The organism is Streptomyces sp. SBT349 (genome assembly GCF_001083795.1).
Taxonomy (GTDB): Bacteria; Actinomycetota; Actinomycetes; order Streptomycetales; family Streptomycetaceae; genus Streptomyces.
The window spans coordinates 1-12,948 of sequence record NZ_LAVK01000215.1; the positions used below are offsets into that span (position 1 = coordinate 1).

At 74.2% G+C, this 12,948-nt stretch carries 13 protein-coding genes and 1 pseudogene; 2 read left to right on the forward strand and 12 right to left on the reverse strand.

Going from position 1 to position 12,948, the window contains the following annotated elements:
• Nucleotides 1-33: 33 nt before the first annotated feature.
• From ADY01_RS23350 to ADY01_RS23365, 4 genes are all read right to left on the reverse strand, one after another.
• On the reverse strand, nucleotides 34-276 hold the full coding sequence (locus ADY01_RS23350; RefSeq protein ID WP_199826291.1) for a hypothetical protein: 243 nt from the start codon (nucleotides 274-276) through the stop codon (nucleotides 34-36).
• A gap of 172 nt (nucleotides 277-448) precedes the next feature.
• Nucleotides 449-2,809, reverse strand: coding sequence for a sodium-translocating pyrophosphatase (locus ADY01_RS23355; RefSeq protein ID WP_049577168.1), 2,361 nt, complete (start codon nucleotides 2,807-2,809; stop codon nucleotides 449-451).
• Between the two features lie 242 nt (nucleotides 2,810-3,051).
• On the reverse strand, nucleotides 3,052-3,471 hold the full coding sequence (locus tag ADY01_RS23360; RefSeq protein WP_049577170.1) for an ATP-binding protein: 420 nt from the start codon (nucleotides 3,469-3,471) through the stop codon (nucleotides 3,052-3,054).
• 141 nt (nucleotides 3,472-3,612) lie between these two features.
• Nucleotides 3,613-3,954, reverse strand: a complete 342-nt coding sequence (locus tag ADY01_RS23365; RefSeq protein ID WP_049577173.1) for an STAS domain-containing protein — start codon at nucleotides 3,952-3,954, stop codon at nucleotides 3,613-3,615.
• 136 nt (nucleotides 3,955-4,090) lie between these two features.
• Here ADY01_RS23365 and ADY01_RS23370 point away from each other — a divergent pair, with 136 nt between their 5' ends.
• Nucleotides 4,091-6,463 (forward strand): DEAD/DEAH box helicase, encoded by a 2,373-nt coding sequence (locus ADY01_RS23370; RefSeq protein ID WP_107081797.1) that lies wholly within the window; start codon nucleotides 4,091-4,093, stop codon nucleotides 6,461-6,463.
• On the opposite strand, the gene ADY01_RS23375 is transcribed toward ADY01_RS23370, so the two are convergent.
• The 7 genes from ADY01_RS23375 to ssd all read right to left on the reverse strand — a co-directional run bounded on the left by ADY01_RS23375 (nucleotide 6,441) and on the right by ssd (nucleotide 11,181).
• Nucleotides 6,441-6,806: an Rv3654c family TadE-like protein gene (locus ADY01_RS23375; protein WP_049577177.1), complete on the reverse strand. Its 366-nt coding sequence runs from the start codon at nucleotides 6,804-6,806 to the stop codon at nucleotides 6,441-6,443. The genes ADY01_RS23370 and ADY01_RS23375 overlap by 23 nt on opposite strands.
• Nucleotides 6,790-7,188, reverse strand: coding sequence for a TadE family type IV pilus minor pilin (locus ADY01_RS38365; protein WP_049577180.1), 399 nt, complete (start codon nucleotides 7,186-7,188; stop codon nucleotides 6,790-6,792). Before ADY01_RS38365 ends, ADY01_RS23375 begins: the two co-directional genes overlap by 17 nt.
• Nucleotides 7,142-7,369, reverse strand: coding sequence for a DUF4244 domain-containing protein (locus ADY01_RS23385; RefSeq protein ID WP_049577183.1), 228 nt, complete (start codon nucleotides 7,367-7,369; stop codon nucleotides 7,142-7,144). Before ADY01_RS23385 ends, ADY01_RS38365 begins: the two co-directional genes overlap by 47 nt.
• 71 nt (nucleotides 7,370-7,440) lie before the next feature.
• A complete protein-coding gene (locus ADY01_RS23390) occupies nucleotides 7,441-8,043 on the reverse strand; it encodes a type II secretion system F family protein (protein ID WP_053171132.1) in 603 nt (200 codons plus the stop codon).
• Nucleotides 8,040-8,903, reverse strand: a complete 864-nt coding sequence (locus ADY01_RS23395; RefSeq protein WP_049577186.1) for a type II secretion system F family protein — start codon at nucleotides 8,901-8,903, stop codon at nucleotides 8,040-8,042. Before ADY01_RS23395 ends, ADY01_RS23390 begins: the two co-directional genes overlap by 4 nt.
• Nucleotides 8,900-10,114, reverse strand: coding sequence for a TadA family conjugal transfer-associated ATPase (locus ADY01_RS23400; protein ID WP_078900534.1), 1,215 nt, complete (start codon nucleotides 10,112-10,114; stop codon nucleotides 8,900-8,902). The genes ADY01_RS23395 and ADY01_RS23400 overlap by 4 nt, the downstream gene beginning before the upstream one ends.
• On the reverse strand, nucleotides 10,111-11,181 hold the full coding sequence (ssd, locus tag ADY01_RS23405; RefSeq protein WP_078900535.1) for a septum site-determining protein Ssd: 1,071 nt from the start codon (nucleotides 11,179-11,181) through the stop codon (nucleotides 10,111-10,113). The genes ADY01_RS23400 and ssd overlap by 4 nt, the downstream gene beginning before the upstream one ends.
• Nucleotides 11,182-11,635: 454 nt before the next feature.
• Between ssd and ADY01_RS23410 the strand changes: the two genes are divergently transcribed.
• On the forward strand, nucleotides 11,636-12,478 hold the full coding sequence (locus tag ADY01_RS23410) for an HAD family hydrolase (RefSeq protein ID WP_420715739.1): 843 nt from the start codon (nucleotides 11,636-11,638) through the stop codon (nucleotides 12,476-12,478).
• An 84-nt stretch (nucleotides 12,479-12,562) separates the two neighbouring features.
• Here ADY01_RS23410 and ADY01_RS23415 read toward each other — a convergent pair.
• Nucleotides 12,563-12,948, reverse strand: a pseudogene (locus tag ADY01_RS23415) (oxidoreductase); the annotation flags it as partial.

Genomic DNA, 12,948 nt, shown 5'->3' on the forward strand with positions numbered 1-12,948 from the left:
CACCATCGTCTTCCTCGCGGCCGGCGTATATTTTTAAAAAACACCGCCCCCCCCCCGCCCCGCGGCCCCCCCCTCCCGCCACTCCTCGTCACGGACGGCACCGGTCACCGCGGGCAGCAACCGCTCGGGGCCGAACGCCGCCGCGGCCACCGTCCCCGGCGGCAGCCCGTAGGCGCGGTCGAGCCCCGGCATGATCCCCGGATCCCAGATCCGCAGCACCCCGTCGATGTCGCAGAGCACGGCGTCGAACGGGGCCGCTCCCCCGGCCCTGGGCATCACCGCGTCACCTCCCTGACCACCCGAGGCCACCCGACGGATGCGCCGGGCCCCACCGCGCGCCCCGGCGCCGACCTGCCCCCGCACAGGACACCCGGCACCGCGGAAGGGTGGCCGGCGCTCACGCCGGCCACCCTGTCACAGCGGCGCCAGGCCCCTCCAGGGGCCCGGCTCAGACGCCCGTCGGGCGGCGGTCGGGTGCCGGCTCCGCGGCACCCTCACCGTCGGCCTCACCGTCCTCCTCGACGGCGATGCCGCGCCGCTTGGAGACGTACACCGCGGCGACGATGACGGCCAGGGCGATGATCGCGATCGCCGCCCTCGCCGGGGCGCTGGCGTCGTCGCCGTAGCTGAGCGTGATGACGGCGGGCGCGATGAGGAGCGCGACCAGGTTCATCACCTTCAGCAGCGGGTTGATGGCCGGGCCCGCGGTGTCCTTGAACGGGTCGCCCACCGTGTCGCCGATCACCGTGGCGGCGTGGGCCTCGCTGCCCTTGCCGCCGTGGTGGCCGTCCTCGACCAGCTTCTTGGCGTTGTCCCAGGCCCCGCCGGCGTTGGCGAGGAAGACGGCCATGAGGATGCCCGTGCCGATGGCGCCCGCGAGGAACGAGCCGAGCGCGCCGATGCCGAGACTGAACCCGACCGCGATGGGCGCCATCACGGCCAGCAGGCCGGGCGTGGCGAGCTCGCGCAGCGAGTCCCTGGTGCAGATGTCCACGACCTTGCCGTACTCGGGCTTCTCGGTGTAGTCCATGATCCCGGGGTGCTCGCGGAACTGCCGGCGCACCTCGTACACGACCGAACCGGCCGACCGCGAGACCGCGTTGACCGCGAGGCCCGAGAAGAGGAACACGACGGCCGAGCCGATGATCAGACCGACCAGGTTGTTGGGCTGGGAGATGTCCAGGCTCAGCCCCGTCTCGCCGAGGACGTCGGTGGCGCTCATCTCCACGTCGGCGATCGATTCCGCGATGGCGTCGCGGTACGAGCCGAACAGCGCCGCGGCGGCCAGCACCGCGGTGGCGATGGCGATGCCCTTGGTGACGGCCTTGGTGGTGTTGCCGACGGCGTCCAGGTCGGTGAGGACGCGGGCGCCCTCGCCCTCGACGTCGCCCGACATCTCGGCGATGCCCTGCGCGTTGTCGGCGACCGGGCCGAAGGTGTCCATGGCCACGATGACGCCGACCGTGGTGAGCAGGCCGGTGCCGGCGAGGGCGATCGCGAACAGCGCCAGCATGATCGTGCTGCCCGCCAGCAGGAACGCCGCGTAGACGCTGAGCGCGACCAGCAGCGCCGTGTAGACGGCCGACTCGAGGCCGAGCGAGAAGCCGGAGAGGATGACGGTGGCCGGGCCGGTCCTCGACGTCTTGCCGATGTCCCGGACGGGGCGGCGGCTGGGCTCGGTGAAGTACCCGGTGAGCTGCTGGATCAGCGCGGCGAGCACGATGCCGATGGCGACGGCCGCCAGCGCGAACAGGCGCGGGTCGGCGTCGTGCTCGACGATCTCGGTGTCGGTGATGCCCTCCAGTTCGGCGAAGCTGCTCGGCAGGTAGGCGTAGGAGGCGATCGCCACCAGGACCAGGGAGATCCCGGCGGAGAGGAAGAATCCGCGGTTGATGGCGGTCATGCTGCTGCGGTCGCCTTGGCGGGGGGCGACCAGGAAGATCCCGGCCATGGCGGTGAGCACGCCGATGGCGGGGACGAGCAGCGGGAAGGCGAGCCCGGCGTCGCCGAAGGCGACCGTGCCCAGGATGAGCGCGGCGACCAGGGTGACGGCGTAGGACTCGAAGAGGTCGGCGGCCATGCCGGCGCAGTCGCCCACGTTGTCGCCGACGTTGTCCGCGATGGTGGCGGCGTTGCGCGGGTCGTCCTCGGGGATGCCCTGCTCGACCTTGCCGACCAGGTCGGCGCCGACGTCGGCCGCCTTGGTGAAGATGCCGCCGCCGACCCTCATGAACATCGCGATCAGCGCCGCGCCCAGGCCGAATCCCTCCAGCACCTTGGGCGCGTCGGCCGCGTAGACCAGGACGACGCAGGAGGCGCCCAGCAGGCCGAGGCCCACCGTGCACATGCCGACCACGCCGCCGGTGCGGAACGCGATCCGCATGGCGACGTCACGCCCGCCGTCACGGGCCGCCGCCGCGACCCGGACGTTGCTCCGTACCGCCAGCCACATTCCGAGGTATCCGGTGGCGGCCGAGAATACGGCGCCGACGATGAAGAACAGGGAGCGACCGAGGCGCTGGCCCCAGTCGTCCGCTGGGAGCAGGAGCAGGAGAAACACGACCGCGGTGGCGAAGACGCTCAGGGTGCGCAACTGCCTGGCGAGATAGGCATTCGCGCCCTCCTGCACCGCGGCGGCGATCTTCTTCATGTTCTCTGTGCCGTCACCGGCGGCGAGGACCTGTCTCACCAGCACCACGGCGAGGGCCAGGGCTGCCGCGGCGACGATCGCGATCACCAGGATGAGGCCGCGGTTCCCGCCCGTGAGCTCGGCGGCCTCGGCTGCCTGTGTGACATAGGGATGTGCCATTCGTCCTCCTTGACGCACCGGCGCTGGTCCAATCAGACAGACGTGGCCGGAGTGTAGAGAGAGGCGTGGCATCAAAACAGAGGTCAGGAAGGATATTTCGCCGTAGCAGACCGAATTTCCTCGGACAGGGATGATCTTTGTGCGTCCTGGGAATGAGGCTCAGAATGACCTGTCGGCGGAAATGATCACGCCGTAAAGATCAAGAGAAGGGCGGTGATCAAGAAAAGGAGATCGGGAGAAGATCAAGAGAGCGAAACCGTCGGCGTCGGCCAGCTCATCCTGATCTTGCCGCCGTGGGAATCGGAGATCACTTCGACGTCGTCCACCAGGCCGCTGATCACGGCCAGGCCCAGCTCATCGGTCTCCTCGGCCGCCTCGGCGGCCGTCTGGTCCCGGGGCGCGGGCACCACGCTCGGAGCGTCGTCGCCCACCTCGATGGAGAACGACTTCTCGCCCTCGGTCAGGATGACCCGCACCGGGGAGGACAGGCCATGAACGGCGTGCAGCCCGACGGCGCGACTGCACGCCTCACCGACCGCGAGCCGGAGCTCGTCGAGCACCGACTCCTCGACCCCGGCGCGCCGGGCGACCGCGGCCGCCACCAGACGGGCGGTGCGGACGTGCTCCGGGGAGGCGCTGAAGCGAAGTTCGACGGTGGCCATGACGATCCCCCTTGATCGTGCGGAAACACCGTCCCGGCCGTGGTGCCGTTTCATGGCACCACGGACACACGGGACGGCCGCGGGTGAAGATGCGACGCCTGCTCGGAAGCGGGCCGACGAGCGCGGCGCTGCTCGGTCGGCTCAGTCGTTGGCCGCGATGGCCTCGTCCACGGATTCGTGGATCGGGAACACCTTGGTCAGTCCGGTGATCCGGAAAATCTTGAGGATGCGCTCTTGGTTGCACACGAGGCGCAACGAGCCCTCCTGAGCGCGCACCCGCTTCAGGCCGCCGACCAGCACACCCAGCCCGGTCGAGTCGAGGAAGTCGACGCGCTCCATGTCCACCACGAGGTGGTGGTTGCCGTCGTTGACCAGCTCGACCAGCTGTTCGCGCAACTTTGGCGCGGTGTATACGTCAATCTCGCCGCCTACCTCAACGACCGTACGGTCGCCAACGGTTCGGGTCGACAGGGACAGGTCCACGGATCCTCCAGCACCTTGCTAACGAGCGGTCGCCCCCCATGGATCGGCAGCCGCCAGGGCATTCAACCACTTACCGCCTGCCCAGGACGACGTCTTACAGCCATTGTCCGTCGGACCAGTGACAGACTCGGTACCGATGTCCCACGAGCACGCCCCGGCCGAACCGGGCGACACCGACGCCCGACGCCCGTCTCCACGGGCGGTCCTCGAGCGTCTGCGGGAGCTTCCAGGGCGGGCCGAACGCCTCACCCACATGGAGCAGCTTCCCGCGCGCCCCGGCCGTTATGCCCCCTGGCCGAAGGGAATACGCCCGGAGGTGACGGAGGCCGTACGAGCGGCTGGAATCGACCGCCCCTGGGAGCACCAGGCGCAGGCTGTGGAGCTCGCCCTGGGCGGCGAGTCGCTGGTGATCTCCACCGGAACCGCCTCCGGCAAGTCGCTGGCGTACCAGGTGCCGGTGCTCAACGCCCTGCTGGACGGACACGCCGCGCCGAACCGGCGCGGCGCCACCGCGCTCTACCTCGCGCCCACCAAGGCCCTGGCCGCCGACCAGCTGCGGGCGCTACGCCGTCTGGCCGCGCCCCTGGGCCCCGCCGTCCGCGCGGCGAGCTACGACGGGGACACGGCGGCCGAGGAGCGCGTCTGGGCCCGCGATCACGCGAACCTCCTGCTGACCAACCCCGACATGCTCCACCGCGGCCTGCTCCCGGCCCACCGCCGCTGGTCCTCCTTCCTGCGCGCGCTGCGCTATGTGGTCATCGACGAGTGCCACGTCTACCGGGGTGTCTTCGGCTCGCACGTGGCCCAGGTGCTGCGCCGACTCCGGCGGATCTGCGCCCACTACGGAGGCCGGCCGGTGTTCCTGCTGGCCTCGGCCACCACCGCCGAGCCCGGCTCCGCCGCCGGCCGGCTCACCGGGCTGCCGGTCGCCGAGGTGACCGAGGACGCCTCCCCGCGCGGCGAGCTCGTCTTCGCCCTGTGGGAGCCGCCGCTGACCGAGGCGCGGGGCGAGCGCGGTGCCCCCGTGCGGCGCACGGCCACAGCGGAGACCGCCGACCTGCTGACGGACCTCGCCACCCAGGCGGTGCGCACGGTCGCCTTCGTGCGCTCCCGGCGCGGGGCCGAGCTGATCGCGCTGATCGCCCAGGAGCGGCTGGCCGAGACCGACCGCGCCCTGTCCGGCCGCGTCGCCGCCTACCGCGGCGGCTATCTCCCGGAGGAGCGCCGCGCGCTGGAACGGGCCCTGCACAGCGGCGAGCTCCTCGGCCTCGCCGCCACCACGGCCCTGGAGCTGGGCGTGGACATCGCCGGACTCGACGCCGTCCTGCTGGCGGGCTACCCCGGCACGCGGGCGTCCCTGTGGCAGCAGGCAGGCCGGGCGGGGAGGCAGCGGCAGGGCGCGCTGGCCGTCCTGGTGGCTCGCGACGACCCGCTGGACACCTATCTCGTCCACCACCCCGAGGCGCTGTTCCAGCGGCCGGTGGAGAGCACCGTGCTGGACCCCGGCAATCCCTATGTCCTCGCCCCGCACCTGTGCGCGGCGGCGGCGGAACTCCCCCTCTCCACAGGGGATTTCGAAGGCCCTTCCGCGCTCTTCGACCCGGCGGCCGCCGAGCTGCTGCCGAAGCTGGCCGCCCGCTCGCTGCTCCGCCGCCGAGGCGACTCCTGGTACTGGACCAAGCGCGAGCGCCCGGCGGAGCTGACCGGCATCAGGGGCCAGGGCGGCGAGCCGGTCCGCGTGGTCGAGGAGGAGACCGGCAGGCTGCTGGGGACGGTGGACGCGGCCGCGGCGCACACGGCCGTGCACGAGGGTGCGGTCCACCTCCACCAGGGGCACAGCTATGTGGTCAGGGAGCTGGACCTGGAGGGCGCGGTGGCCCTGGTGGAGCGGGCGAGCCCCCCGTGGTCCACCTCGGCACGCGAGGTCACCGACCTGTCGGTGCTGGAGACCGACATCACGGTGCCCTGGGGCGACGCCCGGCTCGGCTTCGGCTCGGTCGAGGTCACCCATCAGGTGGTCTCCTTTCTGCGGCGCCGGCTGCTGACGGGCGAGGTGCTGGGCGAGACCCGGCTGGATCTCCCGCCGCGGACGCTGCGCACCCGGGCGGTGTGGTGGACGGTGACGGAGGACCAGGTGGAGGCCGCCGGGGTCGATCCCGAGGTCCTCCCCGGGGCGCTGCACGCCGCCGAGCACGCGGCCATCGGGATGCTGCCGCTCTTCGCCACCTGCGACCGCTGGGACATCGGCGGCGTCTCCACGGCCCTGCACCCGGACACCCTGCTGCCGACGGTGTTCGTCCACGACGGCCACCCGGGGGGCGCCGGGTTCGCGGAGCGGGCGTTCCACACCGCCCGGGGCTGGCTGACCGCCACGCGGGACGCCATCGCCGCCTGCGAGTGCGCGACCGGCTGCCCCTCGTGCATACAGTCGCCCAAGTGCGGCAACGGCAACGACCCGCTCCACAAGGCCGGCGCGATCCGGCTCCTCACGGAGCTGCTGCGTCACTAGCACCGCTCGGCCCCGCGCGGGCCCTGGCCCGCACCGCGTAGGGCCCGGCCCTGGCCTCCGCCGTGAGGTCGGCGATCTCGCCGCCGACATGGCAGCGGACCAGCCTGGCGCCCTGTGCGTCCGCCACCCGCCGAGCCAGCGCGCAGGCAGCCTCCTGACCGTCCAGCGCCCGGTCCGCCTGCGCGAGCGCCGCCAGGTCGGCGGCGCCCGCCGCCCGCTGCCGCGCGCCCGTGACATGGCCGAGGGCCAGCACGGCGGCGAAGACGAGGCACAGCAGCGTCGCGGACACTGCCGCCCAGACGGTGGCCGAGCCCCGATCCCGCGCGTCAGCCCGGCTCCGCATGGGCCACCGCCTCCCCCGTGACCGGCACCGCCAGTGGTCCGGGGCCGAGCGCCGTCGCCTCGACCGACACCCGGTGGAGCGTCCCCTCGCGCTCGACGCGGACATCCGCGCCGCCGGGGGCCGCCGCCAGGGCCACGCTCAGGACGGACGCCTCCGGCTCGCCCCTGGCCGCGGCCCGTGCCCCGGCCCGCGCCGCGTCCTGGCAGCGGGCCTGCACGCCCACGGCCCCGAGCCCCCACAGGAACAGGGCCAGCAGCGTGACCAGCGCGGGAATGACGACGGCGGCCTCCGCGGTGATGTAGCCCAGGTCGGGGCCGGCCCGGTCGCGGCCCGCCTCACGGCCGGGTGCCCAGGGCCTCTTCGATCGTTTCCTGCAGGGCATCGCTCACCGCCCCCGAGGTGACGACGGAGACGAGCGTGGCTCCCAGGGCCACGACCGCGAAGAGACCGACGGCCCACTCGGCGGTGATCATGCCGTTGTCGCGGCGCGCCCACGGGCTCACCTGCCAGCGGCACGGGCGACGGTACGGAAGGCGGGCGATCGGGCGACTGAGGGTCCACATGGCGCCTCCTGATGGCAGTGGTGTTCGAGGGGTGAGGTGGTGGATGGCGGTGGTCAGGGCGCGGCGGCCGGTCACAGCAATTCCTCGGCGAGACCGATGAGGACGGGTGCCACGCCGATCAGCAGGAAGGCCGGGAGGAAGCAGAGTCCGAGCGGGCCGGTGACATGGATCGCGGCGCGCCTGGCCCGGGTCTGGACCGTTCTTCGGCGCCGCGCGCGGCACTCGGCGGCCTCCGCCGCCACCGCGGCCGCCGCGGGAGCTCCCGTGGTACCGGCCGACTCCAGCCGCCGGGCCAGCTCGCCCGCTCCCGGCAGCCGACCGAACCTGGCCCAGACGACGGCCGGTTCGCCGCCGAGGCGCAGCTCGCTCGCCGCCCGCCGCAGTCCCTCCCCCACCGGGCCGCCGAGGGAGAACCCGACCGCGTCGGCGGCCGCGCCCGGTGTGGCCCCCACCGCCAGGCAGGCGGCCAGCAGCTCGGTCGCCAGGGGCAGTCGCGGGTCCTCCACGGGCCGGTCCCGGCGCCGCGCCCACTCGCGGGGGAGGCGGCCGGGCCATCGGTCAGGCCGCGTCCGTTCTCGCGGAGGCCCGGCGCGCCCGTCACGGCCCTTTCGCGCCACCACGAGGGCGGCCAGAGCCGCCGCGGCCGCCAGCACGGCCAGCGCCGCGGAGATCATGACGCGGCCCTCTCCGCGGAGCGGACGATGGCCCGGATCCAGGCCAGCCCCGCGCACTCCAGGAGGGCGCCGGCGGCCAGGCAGCCAAGACCGGTGGGGGTGTTCAGCAGTACCTGGAGCGGGGCCACGCCCATAGCGGCGCCGAGCGCGAGGCCGAACAGAGGCAGGGCCGCGAGAAGGCCCACCGTCGCGCGCGGTCCCGCCAGCTGGGCCCGCAGCTCCTCATGGTGCTCGCGCTCGGCGCGCAGCGCGCCCGCGACCCGCTCCAGTCCCGCGGCGAGCGAGGCTCCGCCGTCCACGGCTACGGCCCAGCAGGCGGCCACGCCCCGCAGCCCGTCGGCACCCGGCTGCGCGGACGCCGCCCGCAGCGCGGCCGACACGTCCCCGCCGTACCGGGCGGCCGCGACCACCCCGCCCCCGGGGACTCCGAGCCCGGCCTGACCCACCACGGCCACCGCCTCGCCCGGGGGCCTGCCCGCCCGCACCTCGCCCGCCAGGGCGGTGCAGAAGGCGATGACGGCGTCCCGCCGCCTCTCCGCCGCGTGCCGCGCCCGGCGGCCGCGCCACCAGCGCAACGCCAGAGGCGTCAGCAGCGGCACGGCGAGCAACGGCAGCGGGGACCGCCCGTACAGCGACAGCAGCAGGCCGATCGCGGCACAGGCGACGACCAGGCGCGCCTCGACCCCGTCCAGGCGTCGCGGCATCAACCGTCTCAGCGGCACGGACGCGCCGACCGGCTCCATCGGGCCGACACCGGTCGGCAGCAGCCGGGACCCGCGGCGCGGCGGCCCTCCGGCCACCAGCCAGACACCGGCCCCCGCGCACAGGGCCACCGCGAACTGCGGGAGCTGCCCGGTCACAGCACACCTCCGCCGCGCTGATCACACAGCCGGGCCAGCCGGGCCCACCCGGGCCCGCGTTCGAACCCGCCGGGAGCCCAGCGGGCCGCCGGGACGGTGAGCACCAGGCCCCAGTCGTCCTGCTCCAGCACATGGATCTCTGCGAGCCTGCGCTGCCCCGTGCCGCGGTCCCTGACCAGATGCAGCACCAGGGACAGCGCGGCCGCCAGCTGGCTGTGCAGCGCCGTCCTGGGCAGCCCGGCGGTGCTTCCCAGCGCTTCGAGCCGCGCGGGCGTGTCGGCCGCCGCGTTGGCGTGCAGAGTGCCGCAGCCACCGTCGTGGCCCGTATTCAACGCGCCCAGCAGCTCCGTCACTTCGGCTCCGCGCACCTCGCCCACCACCAGCCGGTCCGGGCGCATCCGCAGGGCCTGGCGGACCAGGTCGTGCAGCGTGACGCGGCCCGTGCCCTCCTGGTTGGCCGGGCGCGTCTCCAGCCGCACCACGTGGGGGTGGCTGGGCCGCAGCTCGGCCGAGTCCTCCACGAGCACGATCCGCTCCTCCGCGCCGACGAGGCCCAGCAGCGTGGCCAGCAGGGTGCTCTTGCCGGATCCCGTGCCGCCGGTGATCAGGAACGACAGCCGGGCGGCGAGCAGGGCGCGCATCAGCCGGTCACCGCCCGGCGGCAAGGTGCCCGCCTCGATCAGCTCGGCCATGGTGAAGGCCCGCGGCCTGACGACGCGCAGCGAGAGGCAGGGGGAGCCCACGACGACCGGCGGCAGCACGGCGTGCATCCGCGTGCCGTCGGCCAACCGGGCGTCCGCCCACGGGCTGGCGTCGTCGAGCCGTCGGCCCGCCGCCGCCGCGAGGCGCTGGGCGAGCCTGCGGATGGCGGCCGTGTCGGGGAAGCGCACCTCGGCCCGCTCCAGGCCGCGACCGCGGTCCACCCACACCTCGGTGGGCCCGTTGACCAGGACGTCGGTCACCTCCGGCTCGGCCAGCAGCGGCTGCAACGGCCCGGCGCCGACCAGTTCGGAGCGCAGGGCCCGGACCACGGAAAGAACCGCGCTGTCGCCCAGCAGCCGTCCCCGGGCGCGCAGCGCCGCGGCCACCCGGCCCGGCGTCGGGTCCGCGCCCTCCTCGGCGAGGCGCAGTCGGACGGCGTCCAGCAGCTCGGGCAGCTCCGCCGGTTCGATGGGCTCCGAGAGCCCCGCCTGTTCAGATCTGGCGCTCATGCGGCGGCCTCCGCGGTGGGAAGGGCCCGGTCGAGCAGGGTGGAGCAGAACCGCGCGAGAACGCCCTTCGCGTTCCCCCCGGGCGGCTCGCCCGCGTCGGCCGCGGCCGAGAGCCCGGGCTCGTCCGGCAACTCGCCGGCCAGGGGCAGGCCGAGCAGCCGGGCGAGCTCGGCGCCCGCGAGGCCGCCGCCCGCCGTCCGCGCCACCACGCGCAGGTCGCGCACCATCGCCCCCGCCGTGGCCACCACCCGCTGGGCCCCGGCGACCGCGCGCAGCTCGCCCGGCACCATCAGGAGGCCCAGGTCGAGCTGGGCCAGGGCCTCGGCCGCCGCCTCGTCCGCCACGCGCGGCAGGTCGACCACGACGACCCCACCGCCCCGGCGCGCCGCGGTCAGCACGGTGCACATCGCCTCGGCGGGCAGCCGCGCGCCGTCCGCCCGGTCCCAGCTCAGCAGGCTGACGCCGTGCAGCCGGGGCAACGACTCCTCCAGCGCGGCGCCGGAGAGCCTGCCCCTGGCCGACACGAACGCCGGCCAGCGCGGTCCCGGCGCCCGTTCACCGCCGAGCAGCATGTCCAGGCCCCCGCCCAGCGGGTCGGCGTCCACCAGCACCGTCCGGCGGCCCTGCCCGGCCGAGGTCACCGCCAGGGCGCAGGCCAGCGAGGACGCGCCGGCTCCGCCCCTGCCGCCGACCACGCCCACGGTGAGGGCGGGCCCACCCGGCCGCTCCACGGCGTCCGCGATGCGGTCCGCCAGCCACGGCTCGTCGCCCGGCAGGTGGAGCACCTGCTCGGCGCCCAGCGCCACGCCGCGCGCCCAGATCGTGTGGTCGTCCAGGTCACGCCCCACCAGGAGCACCCCCGGGCGGCGTCCGGGCCAGCGGCCGGGGCCGGACCGCGCCGCTGCCCGGTCGTCGCCGACCAGCACGAGCGGCGCGCGCTCCCACTGGGCGGCGGCCACCGGCGCGCCGTGGACCACCTCGGCCTCCGCACCGGCGGCCACGCACAACCGCAACAGATCGTCGAGAAGATCCTCGTCCTCCGTGAGAATCAGAATGGATTCGGCCACGGCTATCCCCCTTCGCACAGAGCGTTCGGTCCGTTGCCGAACGCATCGACAGCCACGTCATTCACGGTGCCGTGACGGAAGGCATTTCAGGGGCCTCAGGGGAAATCTGTGGATAACTTCGACTCTGTGGAGAAGTCATTCACCCGCACGAGGCGGCTACGGACAGCGATCATCCGCAGGGGGGAGGTGAACCGTTGACCGAGGCGTCCGGCGCCGCCCACGCGGCGGGCCCACGGCGGTCGGCCGGGCCCCGGACATGCCCCCGGACATGCGACGACCCCCGCCGGGGGGGAGAGCGGGGGTCGTCTTCCGCGGCCGACTCGGGGGGGGAGGAGTCGGGCCGGGTTAGCACGGTCGCGAACGATCCGTGACTTCCATGGTGTACCCGAGAGCCCTCAGAGGCAAACCACCGCGCCCCAGCGTACGCCGAATGGTGGGCCCTTATGCTCGGGGCGTGAAAATACTGGCCCAGCCGCGGACCGCCGCCTTCTTCGACCTGGACAAGACGGTCATCGCGAAGTCGAGCACGCTCACCTTCAGCAGATCCTTCTACCAGGGTGGGCTCATCAACCGGCGCACGGTCCTGCGCTCGGCCTACGCCCAGTTCGTTTTCCTGCTCGGCGGAGCGGACCACGACCAGACGGAACGAATGAGGGAGTATCTCTCGGCGCTCTGCCGTGGCTGGAACGTGCGCCAGGTGAAGGAGATCGTCGCCGAGACGCTGCACCAGGTGATCGATCCGATCATCTACGACGAGGCCGCCTCACTGATCGAGCGGCACCACACCGCGGGCCGCGACGTGGTGATCGTCAGCTCGTCGGGCGCCGAGGTGGTGGAGCCCATCGGGGAGTTGCTGGGCGCCGACAAGGTCGTGGCCACCCGGATGGTGGTCGCCGACGGCTGCTACACCGGCGAGGTCGAGTACTACGCGTACGGCCCTGCCAAGGCCGAGGCGATCGCCGAGCTGGCCGTCTCCGAGGGCTACGACCTGGACCGCTGCTACGCGTACAGCGACTCCGTCACCGACATCCCGATGCTGGAGTCGGTCGGGCACCCGCACGCGGTCAACCCCGACCGCGCGCTGCGCCGGGAGGCCGCCGCGCGCGGATGGCCCGTCCTGACGTTCGAGCGTCCCGTGCGGCTGCGGCAGCGGCTCCCCTCGCTCAGCCTGCCGCCGCGGCCCGCCCTCGCGGCGGGTGCGGCGGTCGCCGCCGCGGCCTGCGCCGCCGGGCTGGTGTGGTACGCCACCCGCCGCAGGACGGCCAGAGCCGCCCAGACCCGCCTCGCCACGGCCTAAGGCCAGGCCGGGCGGCACGTCGGCTCGCGCGCCGTCAGCCGCGCGCCCAGGCGGCCCGCACGACGCGTCAGCCCGCATGCCGCGTCAGCTCGCGCCGCGTTGCAGCGCCTCGCAGACCGCGACCGACTCCCGGGCGCCCAGCTCGACGGCGCGTCCGCAGTGCGCAAGCCAGCGTGCGAGCCCCTCCGGCGTGCCCGAGACGTACCCCGCGAGCGCCTCCGCATAGGCCGCGCGCCCCTGTTCGGCGTGCCCCACCTCGGCCGGGGCGACGCCCTTGGGATCGAGTCCCGCGGCGATCAGCGCGATCCGTTCCGCCGCGCGGGCCACCAGGGCGTTGCACGTGCCGAACGGCCGCAGCGCCACCAACTCGCCGTGCACCACCGCCGCCGTCACCAGCGCGGGAGCGCGCGTGCCCGCGACCAGCAGCCCGCTCAACGCGTCCAGCCGGGCCGCCACCTCGTCGGGGGAGG